Source organism: Bradyrhizobium sp. 134, from assembly GCF_023074155.1.
In the GTDB taxonomy this organism is placed as follows: domain Bacteria; phylum Pseudomonadota; class Alphaproteobacteria; order Rhizobiales; family Xanthobacteraceae; genus Bradyrhizobium.
The window spans coordinates 1-17,925 of the sequence record NZ_JADPKX010000053.1; the positions used below are offsets into that span (position 1 = coordinate 1).

Here is a 17,925-nt window from a genome sequence, read left to right on the forward strand (position 1 = left end):
CGCCCCTCGCGAGGGTCGAGAATGGTCGATCTCAGGGAGGCAGCGATGTGGCAATCTTCGCACCGGGGGCGCAAATCGATCGCATCCGCCGGGCTATCACTAACGCGCCATCTAGTGGTGTGGATTCGACCACCAGGGGGGTGGTTATCTCCACACCAGTAGGAGCGTCATCGCTAGTGGTGGCCGTTTGCACACCACTAGCCGTCGTCACCCACTGGGGCACATATTCTGACGGTCGACTGCCAAACACCCGTGGCGCGTGCCGCGTGCCCCCACTCGTCAAGCTCACGGCACGCCTTGCTCGCGCTGATGCATGGGCCGCAAGTGTAAAGCCGGGCCATCGCAGGATGCCGTTGGAGAAATGGTTGGCGGCTGAGAAATACGACGAGCCGACCGCAGCGTGAAGCCGAAGGCAGAGGCACCTGAATACGTCTCCGGACCGGGCCGCGTAGATGAACGGAGCGATGGCGGTCAGGAGGAAGCACAAGCCGATCGCCAAAATTCCAACCGTTGATCCGCCAGCGGTGAGTGAAGGCGAGAGTTGCTCCGTGAGTTCTTTCAAGTCAGGTCGCGGCAGCTCTCCCGAATATACCAGATAGAAATAGCCACCCACGATCATCACTAATAAGCAGATCACAAGTATTTTGAACGCGAACTTCACGTACTCCATCGCCTGATAACCTCTGTTGCCGAGGGCTCAGGCATCACGCCCTTGAACGCCTCTGCGAAATTTTCTACCAACGCGGGATCTCGGTTAGATTGCGCCATACAGGGCGGCCTGTTGCCCTAGTGAACCGCGCAGCAATCTCCTCCAGGTTCTCATCGTCATCCGCCAAGATGAGGACGCCCTCAATGCCATCCTCGATCATGCCGGTCACAGCTGTAGGAGCGTGGCCGAAAGGGCCGACGGTGATCTCGTGGCCTCGCTCCATGAGTGTCGCGGTATACAAACCGGCGACATCTGCGGCAGATAGAATGGCGATCTTCATTGGGTGTTGTGGACTCGAACTTTCAACGATCCGTCTTCATGGGAAGCGCCAATCATCTTCTCATTAAGAGTGGCCTGGAGTTGGGCCGCTTCGGGAGAGGCGGGTATTTCGGTGATCTTCATGGGCAACGAAGCGGTACCCTGAACGATCTTGCTCAGCCCGTGCATTATGGCCATCTGAGACTGCTCTAAATCCACGCGACCTTTGGGGTAGTAAATTCCCCGCCTGAGTTCTTCCGCAGAAAATGTGTATTCCAGTGCTGTGGACATTTCAGAAAGCAAGCCCACGAGTCTTTCGGTAACTCGTTTCGTTCCATGCACGGGCAAGGTTCAGGTCCTGATTATCGTCCGGAGGGCCATCACCGAGTTCGCCGAACAGAGCGCGCCAAGCATTGATGACCCTTCTGTCTGCGGCGCCTCCAAATCGCTTAGGCGAAAATTCCAAGTCGATAAGATTTAGAGCCCGCACATACTCGTCACTTAGCCGGGTGGCCCTGTTGGCCATCAACGCGGTAAAAATCCACTGTCTCCTTCGTCCGCGCTCACTAGCTCGTTCGATCCATTTTTGAGTCTGGACAGCGACTACCGGTCCCAGCAATGTCGCGAGCACGACCCACCATTCGATGGCCATAAAACGTTTCTCCCCACGCCCATGGCCATCCAACCGCAACCGACACGCGAGCGCAAGCCGTAGCGCACCGGATAGCTTTCTCCACCGGCGCAGATGCGGTATTGCTTGAACTATGCCGCGAAGCACAATTCGTAGTTTGCCGAGATCATTCGGCCTGCAATATTAACCCCCCGTATTGCCTCACTTGCAGATGTTACCCTGGCGGCGCCGTGGCCGATGACGATCCGAGGTCGCCTGATGGGTCGCGCCAGGTAGCTTTCCCGGCTTGCTCGATGAGAGGGGCTGTGGGCGGGTCGGGCCCTACATAGCCCGAGCCGTCCACAACCCCGGGCAATGGGGCTGCGGTCGTGACGTCCGCAAGCGGCTCCTTCGCGAGCAACTGCTTAACAGTCTTCCGTCGAAGCACCCTCAGCAGACGCTGCACAATAGAATGCTGCGTCGGCCCGAAATCCTCGGGGTATTTCTCGCTCAGCCGGCAGACAATGGTGAGCGCAGTTAGCTGCGGCTGCTCGGCGAGCCAACCCTCGATCACAGCAATATGCGGATCGAGCTTGGACGGCATGCGAACCCTGGTTTTATAGGGCCGACGGGTGCGCCGGTGTGTGGCACGTGGCTCGCCGGAGGTCGTCGTCTTGCCGAGCGTCTTCGCAAAGGTGGCTGTGGTGGCTGGCGCGGTGCTCGTGCTGGCGGCTTGCAGGCCGCGCACTTGTCCGGCACGACGATCGACGCGATTGCCGAGTTCGTCCTGGGTCGCGCGAATCTCGGCCAACAGCCCGACCGGATCGAGCGAGCGATACTGATCGCGCAGCCGCTTCTTTACGGCTGCGGTGACCTTGGGATGCGCCAATGCACGCTCATAGGGTGTTGATGGGAGATGATAGCGCTTGATCACTTTAGCCCCTTCGCGGCGCTTCTCCTTCAGCTTGAATGACGGCCGGAAGAAGTTGACGTAGAGCCTTGCCGCCGCATAGAGGCGACCCATCACGCGCGCCGTCTCGACGCCATCGAAGCGGCCATAACCCATGAGGCGGCGGACGACGGCACCATTCTTCTGCTCGACGAACGCCTGATCGTTCTTCTTGTAGGCGCGCGAGCGTGTGACTTCGAGCTTCTGTTCGCGACACCATGGCACTACGACATCGTTCATGAAGGCGCTGTCGTTGTCGAAGTCGACGCCGCGCAACAGCCAGGGGAACAGGCTCTGTGCGCGGTTGATCGCCTCGACGACCAGCGAACCTTCCCGCGTCACCAACGGCAGACACTCCGTCCAGCCCGTGGCGACATCGACCATCGTCAAAGTCTGGATGAACGAGCCAGCCACCGACGTTCCGCCATGGGCGACCATGTCGACCTCGCAGAAGCCAGGCGGCGGGCTGTTCCAGTCATTGAACGTGCGGATCGGGACCTCGCGCCGGATTGCCGAATAAAATCCGGCACGGCGTCGCCTGCCACCGCTCGCCGCGACCTTCACGTCCACGAGCAGGCGGTCGATGGTTGCGGGGCTGATCGAGAGAACACAGTCACGATCCGCCTGGCCAAGTCGCAATCGGCCATGTTGCTCGAGGGCAGGCAGCAAGGTCGGGATCATCACCTTGAGCCGCTTGCCGCACACCCGATCCGACGCCTCCCACAGCGCCGTCATCGCGTCCTTGATCGTCGCACCATATCTACGCTTGCGCTCTCGCGGTGCCTCAACTGCGCCGGGCCCAACCGTTGCGCGTCGCCGGAGTGCGCGCACCGCATGCTTGCGATGCCAGCCCGTCGTCGCGCACAGCTCGTCAAGGATCCGCCCCTTCTCCGCTCGTTTGGCCGATCGGTAACGTTCCATCACCGCCGACACCACCTCGCGCCTCGCGCCCATGCTGATCTTTCCCGCCATGGAGGCCACCGAACCAATTTGGTGGCGCCGCTGCATTCATCGGCGAGAAGTTGTCCAGTAACATTCTGGGTGAGGCAATGCGCCCCCTAAGCCGGGGGATCGGCGTCCAAAATTGGCTCTGACGCAATTTTGGTGCAGCACTGGTCATGTGGCACCGATTAGTCGAGCCTGCAGCAAGTCGAGCTTGGCGCGTCCGTACATTTGGCGCTTCACCAGTTTAAGCTTGGTGATCTGGCCCTCGGTCTGTCCGTTGGACCAGGACGTTGTGATCGCTGCGCTGACGGCGGCCTTGTCCTTGTTGACGCCGTTGGCGAAAGACATGACGAGGCTTGCGCGTGCCCGTTCCAACCATGGTTCAAGCTCCATGTGAGCCTCCTTGCGGATCATCGCTCGCAGCGGCTATGATCTCTCGAGCTTCCACCAGAAGAGGAACGCCTTGCTCGATCGCCGCAATGGTGACGGTCTCTGACCTTGATAGTGTATCGCGGCCATTGGCCATCAGGCGGGCGATAGTTCTCGCGGAGCGGTGAACAGCCTTTGTCCATTGCAGCGGAGCGCCTCGTTAGGGTCCTCCAGCGTGCTACCATGAAATCCGGGGGACAACGTGATCACGCTTCGGCACGGCCGGCTCGTCACAGTACAGACAGGGTTTGCCGATGGCCCCGACCAATTCAGCGCGGCTTACGTGGCGAATCGAGGCCGAGACACTGCATAAGCTTGGCAAAGCTCAGGCGGGCTTTATCAGATAGCGGCATCCTGAGACGCTGGAGCGCCATAGGGCTCGGATCAATCTCATGCCATCACCGTATGGGAAAGTCCTGCGAACAAGTCTGCTCCAGCAACCCGTCTTGGTCGGCAATGTCGGATTCCGGGTGTCCTGCTCGAGATCGCGCCGGCCACCTGCGGCCCATCGGTCTGGCTCTGGTTGCAGGGGAGGGCTCGTCGTCAAGGTCGTTTCCCGCCGGGTCGTCGTCCTCGGTCGGGTTGTCGTCCTCCACGTCCTCTGAAATGTCGTCGTCGAGCTCGGTCATCACGTAGGGGCTGACGCGTCTAGGAAGGCGATAAGCCGTGTGATCTCTGCGGATGCCTCTCTCCTGAGTCTGGCGAGGCGCTGGAGTGACGTTACAAGCTCTTGCTGTTCGATTGGCCAGCCCGCTCAGCGGATCGAAAGACGCGTTTGGGGGGGGGCGGGCTATGCACGGTGTCAGCTTGGTGATCTTGAAACTCCTTTTTTGATGGAGGTTAGGGTCGGGAAGGAAGCCGACTACAGGTGGTCATTCGGATGCCATCCACCCTGATTGCTGAGGTCGATGCTTGGCTCCGGTCGCCCGGCTTGCAGCCGCCGAGCCACGGGGCACGTGATCTCACCAGGCTTCGACTTGAAGGTTGCCATCGTAGACGCAGCGAGCGATCGCTGCAGTCACGCAGCGCCAGCGCTCAGCGACATGAATTGCGAGCTCAGCGAACCTCCGAGCCAACTGCACCTGCTGCGGAGACCCGTCGCCGATCGAGCCGGCCGCACCGGCTTCCTCTCCCGAACGGCTATTTTCTCCGGATTGTTTGATTTCTATGATTTCTTGCGCCCGGCACCAGGTCGTGCTCCGCCGCGCCTTACCACTGGTTTATTCGGTGTTTTCGCCACTTTTCTCTTCGTCACGTTTGATTTCCTCAATCGAATTCAAATTCACACTAAAAAAATTCTCCGCGAATGCGACCCCGAGCGATAGGCGACCGTAGGAGCCTAGGGAGCCAAGGCCGGGGGTGGGGTAGGTGTCTCCTCCAAGATACGATCCGCGACCTGGCGGCGAAGCCGCGCCAATCCCCGCGGATCTACGAAGAGCCGTGCCTCCTCAATGCTCTGCCGAGCAGATGCCAGCGCGCGCAGCACCTCGGCCACAGAGGGCAAGAACTGCGATGTATCTATCAAGCGGCGGGTAGCCCAATCGAGTTGCCCGAACGACGGCGTATGCGCGGCGACTCGCTCGATCAGTACGCGGCTGAAGCCATCGCCGGCTGCCTTTGCCGTCGGGAATGCTATGCGCAGCGCACTGAGATAATTCGCCAATTCCTTTTTTGTCGCCGGCCGCTGGATGGCATCAAGTTGAGCCGAGATCTCGGCCGCATTCTCGAGCGCTCGATCCACGTCACCGGCCAGCCTATGCAGCGCCGGCAGAGTGTTCTCGGTGTAAATGCGCGCAGTAAGACCTCTGATGCCGTTAACCCGTAGTTCGATGCGCTCGAGGTCGGACGGCGCCGGCAGCGCAGCTTGGTTGAGGTGGGTAATCTCGGCACTCATGAGTTTGCTGCCCAATTTTGGAATGTATCAACGGACTGGCGTGTCTCCTCAACCTGGGCGGCCGAACCGATTGACTTCGGCCCCTGAACGAATCGGTCATTCCAGCGCTGATCACGGAGCCAATTCACAAGCCGTGGACAGAACCTGAGATCGCTTGCCCCCGCCCATGCGCGCTGCATCCGATCAACACCTTCGAGGATCTGAAGCTCGGTCGCGATCTTCTTCCGGATTATGGCGTCGTAGACCTTCTTGGCCCCGACCTCGGAGTCGCGTCGGGGATATCGCTCGACCACTGCATTGAAGCCTCCTCCCACTGTCGGGGGCAACAATTGGAGCAGCGTGCTGCTAATCTCTCCCTTCTTTCTATTTATTCTTGGCTTTGGCTCTGATTCTGGTTGTGAGTCTGAGTGGTGTGCGTTTGTCACGGCATTTGGTCTAGCTTTTGCCGCTCCTTGATCTCGATATTTCAATGACTTAGCGGCTCCCCCCTTTGCTCCAGCTGTGCGGCGCTTCTCTACGATCTCGAGCTGTTTCTCATACTGGGCAGCGAGCCGTTTTTGCGTCAACCGATCTCCATCTTGATCGAAAAATGCGATAACCTCGGGTGAAATTTGCTCCCAACGTTTGGGCGAGATCGCGCAAATCCTAGCGAGTTTAACTGGGTCGTTGGGTAGATCGCCGCCCGCTTGCCACATGCAGCTCAGCAGCACGACGAAGGCGCCGCGCTGCTCTATAGTGAGGTGGATCGTGCTCGACAAAAAGTCGCCGACCCAAAACGGCATGAAGGGGAGGGCAGTCATGAAATTAAACTCCCCTTGGCAATTAGGGCCTCTACACCCTTATGCTCATGGCGAGCGCGTTGCTGTGCGATAGCAATCGCGGCCGCCTCAGCAAATAGGCGGCTTTCGAAGGGCCCGGCCGGATCTGCCAGACCGATTTCAAAGAAGCCATCATCCCGCTCCACGATGTGCTGCTGATGGATCATCTCGACGAGACCCCCGCAACACGCTTTGACATCTTCGCGGCTACCTGAGCACCATCACGCTCTGCAACGCGGGCAGCCTTCCACTCCTCAATTTCGCTCTCTAGCCACGCGACAGCTTTCCTGCCGAGAGGCACGGGCTTCGGAAATTCGCCTTTCATCATTTTTTCGTAGATGGACGACGGAGGCAGGGCGGCTGTTTCAGAGACCGCTTTTAGTCGCAAAAATCTACTGCTCATCTGTTCACCTCGCTGGAAAACTCCGGAACGTTTCGGAGTGTCCAGAAGATGAAAGCAGGGACATCAGAAGACCATAGACTTTGCTCGATAGAGTTCGAGGAGCAAAGTCCTGCTATCCGTAATCCCAGATCTCGAGATCGGGATGACGAGCAAGCAATTTTGCCGCCTTCGCCTCCGCGGACTTAATACCGGACGCGTCGTTGAGTGCATCCTGCACCCACTGCTCAACAAGGTTCCACCGCGAGCGGCCGTCGCGCGGTATCCGCGAGCCCGCACCCATGCGCCAATTGCCTGTCAAATCGTAGTGTCGCAGTTTTGCTACGAGGTAGACTGCGAGGCAGGTTTCGGAATCTGGGAGTTTGGATTGATTCTCGATCGGCTTGGCGAAGTTCAACGGGCCGTGCCTAGTCCGGTGCATCATTGGACCTGCCTTTGCCAATACCTCGCCTGCTCGAAGTGCCTTTTCCATCTCGTCAAGCAAATCGGCGAGCCGCAATGCGTCCGTTCCATTCGTTGCTAACACATAGCCGATCGGCTGTACGTCGTCCCTACTGCGAAGGAATACTTCGCTCTTGAGACTAGCCGCACTGACGGTAAAGCCGAATTGCTGAGGATGCCGTTTCAAGATGGTGGAAAGCTGTCGAGCGGAGCTTGCAGCTGTTTTGGATTTGCTTAACGCCTCCTTATCGGCGGCCCTTGTTTTATTTGCCTCGCTCCAAGAATACGTGCGAGCCGCTTCACAGAATTCGATCAATCGACGAATTATACTCAAACGCTCTATAGGCTCGAGATGCGCGAATTCCGCATTTGTGCGTAAAATACTATTGGCGTAGCGCGGGCCAAGGACCGGATCGGGTCGATATTTAGCGACCATTTTGCGCGCCCATGGAATGGGAGCGGCCTCTGGGCTGTGGCGTCGTTCCGCAGAACCGCGCCCAATCTTCCATTAAGCGCCGACGCTTTATTCGCATATCGCCGCGTCGATAGGCGCGTTCCACCTTGTCGGCCACCGTGTGCGCCAATGCCATTTCGGAGAGTTCATTCGGAAAGCTCGTGGTTTCAGCGCACCAATCCTTGAAGGTGCTGCGGAAGCCGTGGACAGTCAGATCTTCGCAACCAGACATCCCCTGCAGCAGTTCGAGCATCGCCATGTTCGAGAGCGGTCCTCTGTCCTCAGAAGGAAAGATGAAGTCGCCCGCTGCACTAGCTGCCTGCGCCAGTTGGCAGGCACGATCGCAAAGCGGAACGACGTGGTCGTGTTTGCGAGCCCCTTTTTTTCCTTTCATTCTCCCTTTCGGAATCGTCCAGTATTTTTCTTCGAGGTCGAGCTCAGCCAGTGTGCCCTCAATGGTGTCGCTGGTGCGCACCGCGCAGAGGATGGTGAATTCCAACGCTCGCGCGCTCGTACTGTTTTTTGCCCGCAGGCGGCTCATGAAAGCTGGCACGTCGGCGTATGGCATGGCCTTATGGTGCTCGACGGGAGTCACCGACGACTTCGCTGGCAACAATTGGTCGAGGTGGCCGCGCCAACGAGCCGGGTTTTCTCCGTCGCCGCGCATCCCCCGGGCCTTTGCCCAATCGAGCACGCTTTCGATCCGGCCGCGCACGCGGCTGGCTGTCTCGGTCTTAGTGGCCCAAAAAGTAGGGGTACCCGGTTGGTGTCTCTCGGTTTGCTCCAAGATCTTGAGCACCAACGCCGTATCGACCGCGTCAACAGCGAGATGACCGATGGTAGGGTAGGCGTAAGTCTCGAGGGTTGACCTCCACTGGCCGGCGTGCTTTGCCGATTTCCAGCCGGCTTGGTGGGCATTGATGTACTTTTCGGCACAGTCCTGAAAGGTGGCCAGCTTGGCCCTTGCTGCGCGCGCTTGAAGCTTTGCTGCGCGACGTAACTCAATCGGGTCTGCCCCGGTCAACAGAGCCTTGCGGCCGTCCCGGGCTGCATCTCGTGCCTCGGCGAGGCTAACCAGATCAATCGAGCCAAGCCCCATTTCTCGGGCGCGACCGGCGAGCATATAGCGAAAGAGCCAAGATTTCGTGCCTCCAGGGGCGACCTGGAGATACAGGCCGCCGCCATCGGCGTACCGGCCGGCCTTCTTCATCCTGGCGACTGCAATCGCCGTCAGACCTTTTGCGGCTGCCATTACCCACAATCCAACCCACAAATGAGCGTTGGATTTGGCCGGATGTGCTCGGAATTGTCCAGATGGTTTGAAGCGAAAATCCTACAAATTGTGAGGTCTTTGGACAATCTCGGAATGTGCTAGAGGCAAAGCAGCGGACACCCCTTCCGCCATCTTCTAGTCCGATGGCGTCCTAATCCGTCTTTCTCTGTCGAAGAGGCGCTTGATCTAAATCGGCCGGGTTCGTTGGTTGGGCTTGGTGGCAGCGCGGGGTCCGGCAGCGTGCCCACGTGGTCTGGTGCCGCTCGGCGCCGGAACGGACGGCCTCTCCATTCCCATGTTCGCAAGCGGCACCCGTTCGGCGCCGGGTGGACTCTCCATGGTCGGCGAGAAAGGTCCCGAGCTGGTCAACTTTCCCGCACGGCGCGCAGGTTTTCAACGCCAGTCAAACGCGGGGAATGCGGGGATCAGAGCGGCCCTGCTGTGGTCATGCGACGGTGTGCTGGGAGTAGCTGCCGAACTTGTGGACTGGCCGCCCGCCGCTACGATTTGCGGCATGGGACGGACCAAAAAGCTGATCGATTGCCACGACTGCGACCACCCGGTTTCACCGAGTGCGTCGGCCTGCCCAAATTGCGGCTCGAAGGTGCCGTTCGGTTCTCCCATTCTTCACCGCAAAAGGCCCCCGATCTATAACGTCGAGGCGCGCAACGACCGCAACATGGTCGTCTTTGCCGGAACGCTGGGAGGCTTAGGCGCAAGCCTATGGATTTGCGACAAGTGCGGGGCCGCTTAGCGCTGCGCTGCTGGTCACGTCGTACGGCATGCTGGGTGTCTTGGCGGGCGTCCCGCTTGCGGCGTTGTTCAACATCACTCGCCGGCTGTGGCGATAGCGACCCCCGGAATCTGGGAAGTCCTAGCGTCGCTCCCGGCGCTCTGATCCGCAATTGATCGGCAGCCGGGAGCATGGGGGCTGGTAAGGAAGCGGTGCCATTTCTACATCCGAGTGACTATCCGGGCCGCTTGGGATTCCGGTAGTCTTACGGAATCCTTTTTCGGAACACGGTGTTCTACTGTGAGAACACCGGCGAGATTTAAGTACCAGTTTGTAATTTGACCGGGATGGCCGCAGTGGGGGCTGGAACCACCCTGCGGCCTTTCGCTTTAGCGAAACCCATTTCTAAGTTGAGCCGTACCGTCTCTGGGGCGAAGTCGGCGGAGAGTTCGTGAGCATTCAAATTATTATAGCCGCCATGCTGGAGCGCGAGCTAGCAGCGCGCGGCGTGCAATCGTTGGGACATTCCGATTGCATGGAGATCGTCGAGAACGTGCTCGGGCGACTGAAAGATCTGGACCGGGAGTTAGCTGCGCGAGGCGCCAACCAGGCGGTAGGCTCATGGAGAGGCGGCCCCGGGTGGGAGGGGCCGGGGACTGGTTAGACCGAGGCCGCGACGCGGGAGCTTTGGCATTCTCTTGTTCACGATGCAGGTTCGCGGGAGTTGCAATCGATCGCGGATCGATATTTGCGATCTGCGGTCTGGCAGGCGAGCAATCCGGTCAGCCGGGACGCGTCGCGCCGTGAGCACGATGAGTTTTAGATCGTCTTCCGGTGTCCAATGGTCGGTGCGTATTTGTCCGCTCCAGGCTCAAGATGCTGAGGCCATTCAATTGCCGTGCAGAACAAGCCGCGTCGCTTGATTTCCCCTGCAAGAGCTTCCGCGCGCAGCCTCGCTGGCAATCCGATAAAACGCGTGCCGCTAGCCTATCTGCTTGCACCTCTTGGCGAATGAACTCGTGCATCCGCAGAATGAACTGGTCAGATAGGCCTTCGAATTCGCTCATGCCAGCCAATCGCGCGTCAGCCAAAGATATAGGCAACCAAAAAGGTGGCTGGCTGCCAAGCGATGAACCCAATCGCCTCCAGCGAAACAGCTGTGGCCAGGAGGGCTACAGCGCTGAAGGTGAGGGGAATGACGAGATCAAAAAAGTTGTGGGGCTCGTCTGCATCTGCAGTTTGAAATGCGGTTCTATTGGACATTCGAATATTCCTCTTTCGAGGTCATATCGAATTCGACGCTCTCAGCAAAACGTTCGCTGGGGTTAACCTGACCGCTAAACCTTAACATGGTCCAGTCCCTTCAGGAATGTGTCGCGGCACAAAACCGATCGACGGCCTTGATCAGTGTGTCTTTCAATCCACCAGTCTGCTGCCGACTACTCAGCAAGCGCAGGGATCAAAGCCGGCTGACTGCAAGCTCGCGATACTGTGAACAAGACGCAGCCGCCAACGCCAAGGCGCCAACGCAACCTCGTTGGGCTTGTGGCGGTCTGCTCCCGACAATGATTTGTCAGCTGCGGTGGAAATAGAGCGAGAACGTCGATTGTAGTGAATCCTCGTCTCTGCATTTTATAGTCAGTGCGGCGAGTCGTGCACCGCACGTAGAAGGAGTGAGGTCCGTTCGAAAAAAAAGTCGAAGATCAATACAGTTGACAAAAGGCCCCTCCCGCCGGTCTATCCGACCGGTTCTATCCGTCGGGTTTACCCGGACAGGTGATCGGTGCATCAGACCTCCACTCCGGCCTCCCTCGACAAGCTGAAGCTCCGCATTCAGGCGTTGCGTTCCAAGACGATCGCCAATGGCTGCACCGAGGACGAGGCACTGTCTGCGGCCGCCAAGGTCGCCGAGCTGCTGGATCGACATGATCTGTCGCTCTCCGACGTCGAACTGCGCGCGTCGTCGTGCGAGCGGAGGGTCTACGAGACTTTTCGCAAGAAGCGCATTCCGCTGGACGACTGCGTCGGCGCGATCGCTCATTTCTGCGATTGTCGGGTCTGGCGCGAGAAGAACGCGGCCGGCGACAACCGCTATGTGTTCTTCGGTCTCGGCGCGGATGTCGAGGTCGCGCATTATCTGGCCGAATTGATCGACGGTGCCGTGCGCGCTGACCTTGGCCGCTTCAAGACCTCGGTCGACTACGGCAGGTTCCGGCACCAGGAGCGGCATCTGGCCAATGCCTCCTTCGCGCTCGGGATGGTGGCGTCGATCGCGGACAAGCTGGTCGCGATCAAGGCCGGTCGCGATCAGGTCAACGAAAGTACCGGCCGCGGGCTGGTGGTTCTCAAGACGTCGGTGGTTGATGCGGAGTTCGACAAGCTCGACCTGAAGATGCGGACCCAGCGTAGCGCCAGCCGGATGGTGTCGATGACGGCCTATGAAGCCGGAGGCGCCGCCGGCGCGTCGCTCGCCATCAATCCCGGGCTTGGCAAGTCGCAGTCGGGGACCACTCCCAAAGGACGCTGAACGCGTCGGGGGAGGGCGTGCAGCGTCGCCGTCATTGCAGTTCAGTCGAGCGACTTCTCGAGCTTCTGGGCTGCGCGGAAGTCGTCCATATGCTGCAGATTCGGCCCGTACGCGGCCTCCTTGGTCAGCAGGTGGTAGATCCGGGCCACGACGGTTTGCAGATGTTTCATGCGTCCGCGCGGCATCGCCCGGGCCTTGCAAAGGGCTCGGACCGCATGCGCCCGGAAATAATCAAAAGCGTCTGACATCGCGGACATAACGTTCCGCTCGATGATTGGTTCTTGGATAGTTCTTGTTCGCGCGTTCAAAAACGTCTCCAGGAACGCTGTCGAATGGGAGAACTTAGCCAAGCACGAAGCTATGGGACGGGCGAGGCATGTTCTTCTTTTTCTCGAACCGGCTGGGATGTCTCGGCTCGCTGCTGGTCTCCGGGTTGATCACTCTCGCGCTGCTGTTCATGTTTGGGATCGTTCGGTTCTAAACGCCCGCGCGTTCAGGAACCTGGCCCTCGCTGACCAGTTGTTCGCACGCTGGTCCAGCCACGGAGGGCGCCCTTGGAAAGTACGATCATCGGAGAATTCGACACGCGCCGCGGCGCCGAGCTTGCGGTTGAGCATGTCGTGCAGGAATGCGGCGTGCCGCGAACGGACGTCTTCGTCCAGGCAGTCGGTGGCGCGAACACGTCGGGGACACGCCCGGCCGGTCCTGACGCCAAGGCCGCGCCCGCGCCGGAGGGGCATCAGAAACTGGAAGGCCGGATCGAGGTTTCCGTGGATTTTCACGGCGATGCGCCCGAGAAGATCGCGGACGCTTTGAAGGGCGCAGGTGCAAAGGCGGTCCGAACCAAGTAGCGGCAATCGTGCGGGTCAGCGCCGTGGCTCAGCATGCGGGCAGGCCGCACGCGAATCGTGGCCATGACGACAAGGAACCCCTCGCGCGTTCGGTGCGTTTAGACGCGAATGCGAATGGCGAGGTTGACCTGCTTCAGAGCTCATCGACCCTGATCCCCGGCGACACCGTCTGGCGGCGGTGCGAGGCGCAGCGTGTGGCGGTTCTGAACGATGCTGCCGCTTATTTCGCGGCGCTGCGGGAGGCACTGCTGCAGGCGCAGGATCTCGTCTATATCGTCGGGTGGGATATCCATAGCGAAACCAGGCTGGTCGGAGAATCCGGGCGAGCGCATGACGGCTTGCCGGAACAGCTCGGCCCATTGCTGCGCGCGCTGGTCCAGCGCCGTCCCACCTTGCGGATCAACATTCTGGTCTGGGACTTCGTCTCGTTCTACGCCTCCGAAAGGGAATGGAATTCCGCGGCGAAATTCACCGCCGACACAGATGGCCGCGTCCGGTTTCACCTGGATTCCACGCTTCCATTTGGGTCGGCCCAACACCAGAAAATCGTCTGTGCCGACGGTTCGCTGGCGTTCGTTGGCGGGCTCGATCTGACGATCAGGCGCTGGGACACGAGTGAGCATCGCGCCGATCACGCACCGCGCTGTGATCCCCAAGGCAAGCCATACCTGCCGTTTCATGACGTTCAATGCATGGTCGACGGGGATGCGGCGGCGTGGCTGTTCGATCTCGTGGAGCAACGCTGGCGCGCGGCGGGCCAACAGATTGACGATCGGCGCCCGCTGAAAAGCTTGCGCTGGCCGGCGAATGTGCCGGTCGAGGCTGAGCATATGCCGGTGGGCGTCGCCAGGACCGAGGTGGTCTTTCCGGCGGGTTCGACGGTCAGGGAGGTCGAACGCTCGTTAATCGCAGCGATCCGGTCCGCGACGAGCTTCGTGTACATCGAGAACCAGTTCACCAGTGCCACCAAGATCGCGCGCGAATTGACAGAGCACATGCTGCGCGTGCCTTCGCTTCGGGTTCTGGTCGTCACGCCAAAACTGCATTCCTCGTGGCTGGAATCCCAGGCCATGCAGAACGGCCGGGGCGCCTTCATCGACTGCTTCGATTCGGCCGGCGTCGCCGATCGCATCCGCTTCGTCTACCCGGTGTCAGGGAACGGGGATACGGAAGCGGCCGTGATGGTGCACAGCAAGCTCATGATCGTCGACGATCGGATCTTGAGGATCGGTTCGGCCAATTTGAACAATCGATCGATGGGCGCCGACAGCGAATGTGACCTGATCTTTGAAGCCGCCTCAAGCGAGCACCGGGACTTCATCGCCTCGGTCCGCCGTCGCCTGATCGCCCATTTCTGCGGTCTCGATGAACAGGCCGTCGCGGAAAACGACGATCGTCTTTTTGCGCTGCTGGACGAGGTTTCGGGAGCCGGTGGGACGAAGGCGTTGCGGGACGTGGAATCCTCGGTGCTGACCAGCGCTCTCGCCACGATGGTTCAGCCCGTGGCGGACCCCGAGCGGCCTCTACATCTGGAGCGCGCGGCATCGCGCATGTGGAGCACGAAGACGATCATCGGGATGGTCTCGATAGCCGTGGCGCTTCTTGGACTGGCGATGGCCTGGTCGTACACGTCCTTGAGCGATTTCGCCGACGCGGGCCGGATGTCGACGCTTCTGTCTGCCTATTCGCAGTCCGTCTGGGGGCCGCCGTTCGCGATTGCAGCTTTCGTGGTCGGCGGGTTGGTCGTGTTTCCGGTTCTCGTGCTCATTGCGGCAACTGCTGCCGCACTGGGGCCGTGGCTGGGCTTCGTCACCGCCATGACCGGCGTCTCGCTCAGCGCCTTTGTCCTGTTTGCGATCGGACGGGCACTGGGGCGCGAACGCCTGCAGCGTTTGCTGGGGCGACGTACCGCGCGCATCCAGGAACGTGTCGTCGGCAAGGGCATTCTGGCTGTCGTCGTCATCCGGATGATTCCGGTCGCACCGTTCTCGGTGGTGAATGTCGTGGCTGGCGCGAGCACGCTGCCTCTGCGTGACTTCCTGATCGGAACGCTGCTCGGCATGACGCCCGGCATTCTCGCGATGGCAGTTTTGGGTGCTCAGATCGCTGATCTCGCCAGGAATGCGTCCTGGGTCAACATATTGCTGCTCGCACTGGCGTTCCTGGGCTGGCTCGGGATCTGCGCAGGCGCGCAATTCGTCGCGACGTGGCTCGCCGGGAGGCGTTGATGGCGCCGATGCGCTTCATGACTTGGAATGTGCACGGCACCTTCAATCTCAATCCGAAGTTCGATCTGGAGGGGATCTGTTCCATCATTCGCAAATGGGCTCCCGATGTCGTCGCGCTTCAGGAGGTGGATTCGCGATCCCGATCGGACGATCCGTTTGCGAAGCTGGCGAGTGTCGTTGGCGATCACCGTGTTCATGCCAAGTCGATCGTCACGGCGGATGGCGAATATGGCCAGACGCTCCTGAGCCGCTTCCCATTCTCCGGCCCGCCCGAGATCGTCGACGTGTCGTATCGTGAGCGCGAGCCGCGCCGAGCGATCGCCGCGGGACTGCTGACGCCGGTTGGCGATGTCCGCGTGGTGGCCACGCATCTCGGCTTGAGCATCCACGAGCGCCATGCGCAGGCTCAGGCGCTGGTGAGCCTGGTGAAACCTGGAAGAACCGTCGTGCTCGGGGATTTCAACGACTGGTTCTGGATCAAATCGGTGCGGCGCGTGCTCGCGCAGGTCTGCCCGAACCGGACGCGGCTGCGAACTTTCCCGTCGCATTTGCCCCTGCTGCGGCTTGACCGGATCTATGCAACGTCCGACAGCCGGATCGGGAAAGTCTGGACCGACGAAGGGGCGAGGGCCTATTCGGACCATTTGCCTGTCATCGCAGACATCGAGATCTCCATCGGCTCAAACGCACCGTCAGCGCGATAAAAACTGCTGTCTACAGAAGGACTTGGCTACTGTGCATGGGGTTGTTTTCGCACATTGTGAAGTCGGTGCCGCTCAGCGTGACCATGAGGAACTCTTTCCTCACCCCCGCGTTATCTGGCCATGACGGAAGACATTTCCTACCGGCGCAAGCCTTTGACTCCCGAACAGCGGCAGGCGCGCGATGCGACACGCCGTATCGAAGCCGAGAAAGCCATGCGCGATCACGAAGCGGCGCAGAAGGCGTTCTATGCCAACAAGGAGCGGCTGAGGGCCGAACGGTTGGCACGTGAACAGACGGAGGCGAAGGGCTGACCGCACGCGGTCGCCCCGTCAAAGATGTCCTTGCCCGAGAGCGCTGGCCTCAGTGCCGGTGCGGGACGCGCGTCACGCTCAACGCCTGCTTCAGCGCCTGGACGGCACTTGCGAAAGGTCTGCGAGGCGATTGTGCCTCGATCGCTTCGGCTGCGACGCGACAATCATCAGCGACCTTGAGCAACCCGCCTCGCGCGAGGTCCATGGTGGAGAGGGCTGCCTGCTCCAGGCAGACCCGTTCAAGCCGTCGAAACTCCCGCAGTTCTTTGTTCATGCGTCAGCTCTCGATGTCCCCGGGCCATGCGGCGCTGAGTCTGCTTAACAAATAGTAAACATCCTCCCTAGCTGAGCTGGCTGGCGTAGAGCTGGTCGGTGCCCTGCAGACGCCCGGTGGGCGCAGCCGTGCGGGCTTGACGGCGCTTGGCTTCCGCCGGAAGCTTCAGATGACCCTGACGTGAACCACGGAGACGTTCACTTCCAGCCAGTCCGATCCCGATCAGCGAAAACGACATTGGAGCTGACCATGACCACGTTCGACAAGCGCGAGCAGGGCTTCGAGGCCAAATTCATCCACGACGAGGAGCTCATGTTCAAGGCCACGGCCCGGTCCAACAAGCTGCTCGGGCTCTGGGCCGCAACCCAACTCGGCCTCAGCGGCGATGCCGTGGCCAGCTACGCGACGGCCTTGGTGACGGACCATCTGGAGAACCAGTCGATGGGCGAGATCCTCGACAAGGTGGCAGGCGATCTCGCCGCCAAAGGCGTCGCGTGCGACCAGGTCGCAGCCAAGCTTCAGGAATGCATGCACCAGGCCTTGCAGCAACTCGAAGCGGACAAGTGAAAGCAAGCCGGCCCTCGACGGCCAGGATCGGGAGGCGGGTGGTGTCTTGCGGAGGAGTGTTTTGGAGCAGCTTCGGCACATCGCCCGGCGCGGTCGCGCTCGCTGCTGCGATCCTGGTCGGCTGCAGCGGCGCTGAAGTATCGGCCACGCCGCTGACGCCATTTCGCTACGAGGCGCAGGCGCAGCGTCATTGCCCGCACGACCGGGTCGTCTGGCTCGATTTCAGCAAAGGCGTCTACTACGGCAAAGGCCAGAAGCGGTACGCCCAGGGATTTGACGGCAGCTTCGTCTGCCTGAGCGAAGCCCGTGACAGCCTCTATCGGCGTTCGCTGCTTGGACTGCGGTAAGCGTATTTTTCGGGAAGTGCCGGTGCTCAGGCGAAGGCCAAGGCCACGAGGCTGGAGCACAGCAGGACCAAACCACCGGCGGTCAATGCCAGGAAGCCATCGGATACGAGGTCATGGTTGCGCATGGGACACCTGCCGCTCTCGTCTTCGATGCTCGATCGGATCGCTTAAAAATGTCCGAACGCGCCGTCTTGAAAGGGTG

22 protein-coding genes and 1 pseudogene are annotated in these 17,925 nt (G+C 60.3%); 9 read left to right on the forward strand and 14 right to left on the reverse strand.

The window, feature by feature from the left end; genetic code table 11:
* Positions 1-734: 734 nt before the first annotated feature.
* The 5 genes and pseudogenes from IVA75_RS20760 to IVA75_RS20780 form a co-directional block, all read right to left on the reverse strand.
* Positions 735-989 carry a hypothetical protein gene (locus tag IVA75_RS20760; protein WP_247286017.1) on the reverse strand — a complete coding sequence of 85 codons (255 nt, stop codon included), beginning with the start codon at positions 987-989 and terminating at the stop codon, positions 735-737.
* The gene (locus IVA75_RS20765; protein ID WP_247286019.1) at positions 986-1,258 is read right to left on the reverse strand and encodes a DUF6680 family protein; all 273 of its coding nucleotides are present in this window, start codon (positions 1,256-1,258) and stop codon (positions 986-988) included. Before IVA75_RS20765 ends, IVA75_RS20760 begins: the two co-directional genes overlap by 4 nt.
* 1 nt (position 1,259) lies before the next feature.
* Positions 1,260-1,619, reverse strand: a complete 360-nt coding sequence (locus IVA75_RS20770; protein ID WP_247286021.1) for a DUF6680 family protein — start codon at positions 1,617-1,619, stop codon at positions 1,260-1,262.
* 193 nt (positions 1,620-1,812) lie between these two features.
* Positions 1,813-3,498, reverse strand: a complete 1,686-nt coding sequence (locus IVA75_RS20775; protein WP_247286023.1) for a transposase family protein — start codon at positions 3,496-3,498, stop codon at positions 1,813-1,815.
* Between the two features lie 144 nt (positions 3,499-3,642).
* Positions 3,643-4,021, reverse strand: a pseudogene (locus IVA75_RS20780) (transposase); the annotation flags it as partial.
* Between the two features lie 856 nt (positions 4,022-4,877).
* Here IVA75_RS20780 and IVA75_RS20785 point away from each other — a divergent pair.
* A complete protein-coding gene (locus IVA75_RS20785; RefSeq protein WP_247286025.1) occupies positions 4,878-5,225 on the forward strand; it encodes a hypothetical protein in 348 nt (115 codons plus the stop codon).
* A gap of 14 nt (positions 5,226-5,239) precedes the next feature.
* On the opposite strand, the gene IVA75_RS20790 is transcribed toward IVA75_RS20785, so the two are convergent.
* From IVA75_RS20790 to IVA75_RS20815, 6 genes are all read right to left on the reverse strand, one after another.
* Positions 5,240-5,794, reverse strand: coding sequence for a hypothetical protein (locus IVA75_RS20790; protein ID WP_247286027.1), 555 nt, complete (start codon positions 5,792-5,794; stop codon positions 5,240-5,242).
* Positions 5,791-6,594 (reverse strand): DUF1376 domain-containing protein, encoded by an 804-nt coding sequence (locus IVA75_RS20795; protein WP_247286029.1) that lies wholly within the window; start codon positions 6,592-6,594, stop codon positions 5,791-5,793. The genes IVA75_RS20790 and IVA75_RS20795 overlap by 4 nt, the downstream gene beginning before the upstream one ends.
* Positions 6,591-6,779: a hypothetical protein gene (locus IVA75_RS20800; RefSeq protein WP_247286030.1), complete on the reverse strand. Its 189-nt coding sequence runs from the start codon at positions 6,777-6,779 to the stop codon at positions 6,591-6,593. Before IVA75_RS20800 ends, IVA75_RS20795 begins: the two co-directional genes overlap by 4 nt.
* A complete protein-coding gene (locus tag IVA75_RS20805; RefSeq protein WP_247286031.1) occupies positions 6,776-7,015 on the reverse strand; it encodes an AlpA family transcriptional regulator in 240 nt (79 codons plus the stop codon). Before IVA75_RS20805 ends, IVA75_RS20800 begins: the two co-directional genes overlap by 4 nt.
* A 112-nt stretch (positions 7,016-7,127) precedes the next feature.
* Positions 7,128-7,889 carry a hypothetical protein gene (locus IVA75_RS20810; protein ID WP_247286032.1) on the reverse strand — a complete coding sequence of 254 codons (762 nt, stop codon included), beginning with the start codon at positions 7,887-7,889 and terminating at the stop codon, positions 7,128-7,130.
* Positions 7,879-9,159 carry a site-specific integrase gene (locus tag IVA75_RS20815; RefSeq protein ID WP_247286033.1) on the reverse strand — a complete coding sequence of 427 codons (1,281 nt, stop codon included), beginning with the start codon at positions 9,157-9,159 and terminating at the stop codon, positions 7,879-7,881. The genes IVA75_RS20810 and IVA75_RS20815 overlap by 11 nt, the downstream gene beginning before the upstream one ends.
* A 358-nt stretch (positions 9,160-9,517) precedes the next feature.
* Between IVA75_RS20815 and IVA75_RS20820 the strand changes: the two genes are divergently transcribed.
* On the forward strand, positions 9,518-9,934 hold the full coding sequence (locus tag IVA75_RS20820) for a hypothetical protein (protein ID WP_247286034.1): 417 nt from the start codon (positions 9,518-9,520) through the stop codon (positions 9,932-9,934).
* Positions 9,935-10,996: 1,062 nt separating this feature from the next.
* On the opposite strand, the gene IVA75_RS20825 is transcribed toward IVA75_RS20820, so the two are convergent.
* A complete protein-coding gene (locus IVA75_RS20825; protein ID WP_027566961.1) occupies positions 10,997-11,176 on the reverse strand; it encodes a hypothetical protein in 180 nt (59 codons plus the stop codon).
* Positions 11,177-11,696: 520 nt separating this feature from the next.
* Here IVA75_RS20825 and IVA75_RS20830 point away from each other — a divergent pair.
* Positions 11,697-12,440: a DUF2786 domain-containing protein gene (locus IVA75_RS20830; protein ID WP_247286035.1), complete on the forward strand. Its 744-nt coding sequence runs from the start codon at positions 11,697-11,699 to the stop codon at positions 12,438-12,440.
* Positions 12,441-12,481: 41 nt separating this feature from the next.
* On the opposite strand, the gene IVA75_RS20835 is transcribed toward IVA75_RS20830, so the two are convergent.
* Positions 12,482-12,688 carry a hypothetical protein gene (locus IVA75_RS20835; RefSeq protein WP_247286742.1) on the reverse strand — a complete coding sequence of 69 codons (207 nt, stop codon included), beginning with the start codon at positions 12,686-12,688 and terminating at the stop codon, positions 12,482-12,484.
* Between the two features lie 306 nt (positions 12,689-12,994).
* Between IVA75_RS20835 and IVA75_RS20840 the strand changes: the two genes are divergently transcribed.
* The 4 genes from IVA75_RS20840 to IVA75_RS20855 all read left to right on the forward strand — a co-directional run bounded on the left by IVA75_RS20840 (position 12,995) and on the right by IVA75_RS20855 (position 16,535).
* A complete protein-coding gene (locus tag IVA75_RS20840) occupies positions 12,995-13,291 on the forward strand; it encodes a hypothetical protein (protein WP_247286036.1) in 297 nt (98 codons plus the stop codon).
* An 8-nt stretch (positions 13,292-13,299) separates the two neighbouring features.
* Positions 13,300-15,519 (forward strand): VTT domain-containing protein, encoded by a 2,220-nt coding sequence (locus IVA75_RS20845; RefSeq protein ID WP_247286038.1) that lies wholly within the window; start codon positions 13,300-13,302, stop codon positions 15,517-15,519.
* Positions 15,519-16,223, forward strand: a complete 705-nt coding sequence (locus IVA75_RS20850) for an endonuclease/exonuclease/phosphatase family protein (protein WP_247286040.1) — start codon at positions 15,519-15,521, stop codon at positions 16,221-16,223. The genes IVA75_RS20845 and IVA75_RS20850 overlap by 1 nt, the downstream gene beginning before the upstream one ends.
* A 120-nt stretch (positions 16,224-16,343) precedes the next feature.
* Positions 16,344-16,535 carry a hypothetical protein gene (locus IVA75_RS20855; RefSeq protein ID WP_007591059.1) on the forward strand — a complete coding sequence of 64 codons (192 nt, stop codon included), beginning with the start codon at positions 16,344-16,346 and terminating at the stop codon, positions 16,533-16,535.
* Between the two features lie 49 nt (positions 16,536-16,584).
* Here IVA75_RS20855 and IVA75_RS20860 read toward each other — a convergent pair whose 3' ends face one another.
* Positions 16,585-16,809 (reverse strand): hypothetical protein, encoded by a 225-nt coding sequence (locus tag IVA75_RS20860; protein ID WP_027566955.1) that lies wholly within the window; start codon positions 16,807-16,809, stop codon positions 16,585-16,587.
* A gap of 249 nt (positions 16,810-17,058) precedes the next feature.
* On the opposite strand from IVA75_RS20860, the gene IVA75_RS20865 reads away from it, so the two are divergent.
* Both IVA75_RS20865 and IVA75_RS20870 read left to right on the forward strand, forming a co-directional pair.
* Complete coding sequence (locus tag IVA75_RS20865; protein ID WP_247286042.1) at positions 17,059-17,376, forward strand: DUF1476 domain-containing protein; 318 nt, start codon at positions 17,059-17,061, stop codon at positions 17,374-17,376.
* Between the two features lie 41 nt (positions 17,377-17,417).
* Positions 17,418-17,723, forward strand: a complete 306-nt coding sequence (locus IVA75_RS20870) for a hypothetical protein (RefSeq protein ID WP_247286044.1) — start codon at positions 17,418-17,420, stop codon at positions 17,721-17,723.
* Positions 17,724-17,925: the final 202 nt, after the last annotated feature.